Source organism: Pseudoalteromonas sp. Z1A6 (assembly GCF_011378745.1).
Classification (GTDB): Bacteria; Pseudomonadota; Gammaproteobacteria; order Enterobacterales; family Alteromonadaceae; genus Pseudoalteromonas; species Pseudoalteromonas arctica.
The window spans coordinates 1-4,381 of record NZ_WTKW01000343.1; the positions used below are offsets into that span (position 1 = coordinate 1).

Consider the following 4,381-nt stretch of genomic DNA (forward strand, 5'->3'; position numbering starts at 1 on the left):
CTCGCGCCGCGATTAAATAGCCCCTAGTTTGAACAAATTTTAATCCGCAAAGTTCAACAGACCCTAAATAAGCCCAAAGACATTAAAGGCAACGCATGAAAGAATTTTTTATAACAGGTACCGACACCGATGCCGGAAAAACTCACGTTACCAGCTTGCTACTCAAGCTACTTGCCCAACATAAAAAACACGCTATTGGCTATAAGCCCCTTGCTGCAGGCTGCGAAATGGCGTTCGATCAGCTTGTAAACGCTGATGCGCTCATACTAATGGAAAGCGCAACCGTTAGTGCTAAGTACGATATAATTAATCCGTTTGCTTTTGCGCCACCTATTGCGCCGCATATAGCGGCTAAGCAGGTAGGTGTTACCATTACTGTTGATAAGCTTACCGAAGCGTATCAAAACGTAAAACAACAAGGCGCTGATTACCTACTTACCGAAGGCGCGGGTGGTTGGGCACTACCAATTAATAATATCGACTATTTATACGATTGGGTAAAGGCTGAGCAGCTACCAGTCATACTCGTTGTTGGTATGAAGCTAGGCTGCTTAAATCATGCCTTACTTACAGCCGCTCATATGCAAAGCTTAGGCGTAAATTGTGTTGGTTGGATTGCAAATCAAGTAGATCCCAATATGGATGAGTACCAAGCAAACCTTGATACGCTTAAAGCACGTTTGCCATTTCCTATTTTGGCTATAAGCCCATACAGCGAACAAACACCTAAACTACAAATATACAAAAGCTTACTCAATACCCTCGATCTAAATTCTTAAAAGTTAAAACACTGCTTTGTTAAATACAAAGCAGTTTTTGTATTAAATACATGCGCATATTTATAGTATTTAAGCCTTGAAATAGCCTACCTTAGTACACATATCAACTTTAATAACCGCAGCCTACATTTACACTAATGTCACCAAGGACATCCCTCACACCATGACGCACCCATTTATTAAAAACTACACCCAAAATGTGCACCAAAAATCTGAAGTGGACGCATTAGGTAGTCGTTTACCAAAAACGCGTGTAGGCATATTAGGTGGGGGCACAGCGGGGGCAACAATTGCGATTCGTTTAGCTGCTTTAGGATTACAAACAACCATTTTTGAGAAAAAAAAGTCGTTAATTGATGGCCCACCAATGTGCCATTTGCATGCTGGTGGTAATTTATACCGAGAAATACCCGACGAAGACTGCATAGATTTACTTAAGCAATGTATAGATATTTTGCGCCTTTATCCTTACACCATCGATGTAAGGCCAACTGTATTTGCAGTACCTACGCGTGATGACGACTCGCCAGAAGATTTACTACCAAGGCTAGATAAGTTAACTCAAGCCTACAAAGAGCTTATTAAGCAAGACGCCAAAAACAAAGTATTAGGTGAGCCAAATAACTATTACCAGCTATATAGTCGTGAGCAAATGCTTGAGCTTAAAAAGCAACAACAAGTAACAGAGCCCAAAACGCTTGATGAATGGATGATACCGGTAGCTAAGCATTTAAATTTAAGCAAAATAAAATACCCACTCATAGTGGCGCAAGAATATGGCTGGAATATATTTAGGCTATCGGCCAGTGCGCAATTAGCGCTGGCACAATACGACCATGCTGATGTTTTAACAAACACACTTGTTAAACACGTATCGCCAGTAAAAACTAACGGTACCAATACGCGCGAGCAAATATCAAAGTGGAATATTGAATACCAATCATCGCAATCCGCAACTACCCAAACACTTGAAGTAGATTACCTTATTAATGCGTGTGGTTTTCAAACCGGTATTATTGACGACCTGGTTGGGGTAGATGTAAAACGCATGGTCGAATTTAAAGCCTCTTACATTACTCATTGGCAAGGTGCTGGTGGGCAAATACCCGAAATAATTATTTATGGTAACCGTGGTACGCCAGAAGGTATGGCGCAGCTGACGCCTTACCCTAACGGATATTTTCAAATACACGGGATGACCAACGCCATTACGCTATTTAACGATGGCTTAGCAGATACAACAGCAATAAGTGCACAACCTAAGCTACCTAATAAGTACCTGCATTATATTGAAGATGGCTGGGACAAAGCAGCGCTGCAAACACGCATTCAAAAAGCCATTGATTATGTAGCCGAATTTGTACCTGCATTTAAAAATGCCAATACACAAAATAATGCGCTGTTTGGCGGCCAACAAATACCAGGGGATGACGACACTTTGCGCGTAGCCGATGTAAGCTTATATTCGCATATTAGTTATGCGCGTGCTGAAAATGTAAAAGCGTCATCAACCCTCACAGCAGCCGATGAAATTGTTACAGAGTTTATAAAATTAGGTTTAGTGAGCAATCAGCCCGATATTAATAAGCATCGTGAAAACCACCAATGGACATACCTAAATAAAACGAGCCATGCAGATATAACCGCAGTGGCTCAAGTATTAGCCAAAGAGCGTGATTTTCCTGTTGAAATGGCATTAGTAAATAACAGTATTTAAAAAGCAGACTAATAGGCTGCGTTTCAATTGGCTGATTTAAAATGATATTTATAGGCTTGCTATAATAAATATAAAACAGTAAGCCTTGCTACTTTATATTTATCACCCCATAAAATTATATTTATAAACACATAAATAACCCTTGCGTTATGACATAGTTTGTCACAGAATAGCGCTAACGATATGACATAGTGTGTCATGTCGCAGTGATTGCTTTTAGCTGATTTAATTCCAAATGCATTAATCGCTTAGTGATCAAATCTATTTTTGTGAGGACAATATGAAACGTATATTTTTGTTTTTATTAACTAACCTAGCGGTTATGTTGGTATTAGGTGTAGTGCTTTCAATTATAATGAGCGCGCTGGGCTTGAGCCATCGTAGCCTTGGCGGAATTTTACTGATAGCTACGGTGTTTGGTTTTGGTGGATCGTTTATTTCGTTGTTTATGTCTAAGTGGATCGCTAAAAAATCAACCGGTGCACAAGTAATTACGCAGCCACGTAATGAAACAGAACGCTGGCTTGTACAAACGGTATCTGCGCAGGCACAAAAAGCAGGTATTAAAATGCCAGAAGTGGCAATTTACGACAGCCCCGAAATGAACGCATTTGCAACCGGCCCGAGTAAAAACAATTCATTAGTAGCAGTAAGCACAGGCTTAATGCACAACATGACCCAAGATCAGGCCGAAGCTGTACTTGCCCACGAAGTATCGCACATTGCTAACGGCGATATGGTAACGCTTACGCTAATACAAGGCGTGGTAAATACCTTTGTAATATTTGCTGCAAAAGTACTGGCAGGCATAGTAGATAACTTTATAAATAGCGATGAAGAAGAGGGCGGCAGTAGCTGGACTTATTTCTTATTCGATATGTTATTCCAAGTATTATTTGGCGTACTTGCCAGCATAGTGGTTGCAAGTTACAGCCGTAAACGTGAGTTTGCAGCCGACAGTGGTGCAGCTAAATTGGTAGGTGCAGACAAAATGCGATCAGCGCTTGAGCGATTAAAGCAAAACCACCCATCGCAATTAGAAGGTTCAATGATGGCCTTTGGTATTGCAAGTGGCAAAGGTATGGCTGAGCTGTTTTCATCTCACCCACCGCTTGATGCGCGAATAGACGCACTTCGTAAGTAGCTATGTAAGTAACTATATAAATTAGTAAATATACTAAGCCAGCTTAACCGCTGGCTTTTTTATGTTTACGTTAAAATGCTAAAAACAAGCGCACTGTTTTTATATACAGTTATTTTTAATGGGTGCTAAAATCGTTACTTATTTAAGCTATTTGTGTTTACGGATATTCTTTGCATGCGTACACTTAAACTCCTTAAAGGTCAGCACTGCTGGTGGTTTTAATACTTAACAAGGATGCTTATTGTAATGGTAGATATTCAGCAAACTAAAGAATGCATTATGTGTTTCAGCTCAATTGATTCTCGCGCTAAAAAATGCCCGCAATGCACCTCTCTTCAAGCTAAGTACTCTAACTTAGAAAATAATCCCATAATTATTGGTGCATTGGCCTTAAGTATTGTTGGTATTTTTGGGTTTGTTTTTTATCAAAATATTTATGTAGCAGGTCTTGAAGATCAAGCACAAAAAAACCTAACTGCTAATGTAAGCCAAATAAGCACTAAAAATGAAACCGATGGTTTGTATGTTGCGTGTATAGGGGAAATAAAAAATGAATCAGACTTTTCGTTTAAAAATATAAAATTTAAAGTCGACTTTTTATCAGAGCAAAACGCACTAGTCGATACGCTATCAATAACCGACGAAGACCTAATAATAGCGAATGGCTTAACTAATTTTAGAGTAAGAGGGATAGCCCAAAAGTCTGCTACTAGTTACAACAAGTGCCAAGTGTTTATAACC

General features: G+C 39.6%; 4 protein-coding genes. All 4 read left to right on the forward strand.

The window, feature by feature from the left end; translation table 11 throughout:
- The first annotated feature begins 95 nt into the window (after positions 1 to 95).
- The gene (gene bioD / locus GQR46_RS16715) at positions 96 to 779 is read left to right on the forward strand and encodes a dethiobiotin synthase (RefSeq protein ID WP_165741590.1); all 684 of its coding nucleotides are present in this window, start codon (positions 96 to 98) and stop codon (positions 777 to 779) included.
- Between the two features lie 163 nt (positions 780 to 942).
- Complete coding sequence (locus GQR46_RS16720) at positions 943 to 2,496, forward strand: FAD-dependent oxidoreductase (protein ID WP_165741592.1); 1,554 nt, start codon at positions 943 to 945, stop codon at positions 2,494 to 2,496.
- Positions 2,497 to 2,776: 280 nt separating this feature from the next.
- Positions 2,777 to 3,640 (forward strand): protease HtpX, encoded by an 864-nt coding sequence (htpX, locus tag GQR46_RS16725; protein ID WP_165741594.1) that lies wholly within the window; start codon positions 2,777 to 2,779, stop codon positions 3,638 to 3,640.
- 246 nt (positions 3,641 to 3,886) lie between these two features.
- Positions 3,887 to 4,381, forward strand: a 495-nt coding sequence (locus GQR46_RS16730) for a hypothetical protein (RefSeq protein WP_165741595.1), incomplete at its 3' end; no start/stop codon positions are given.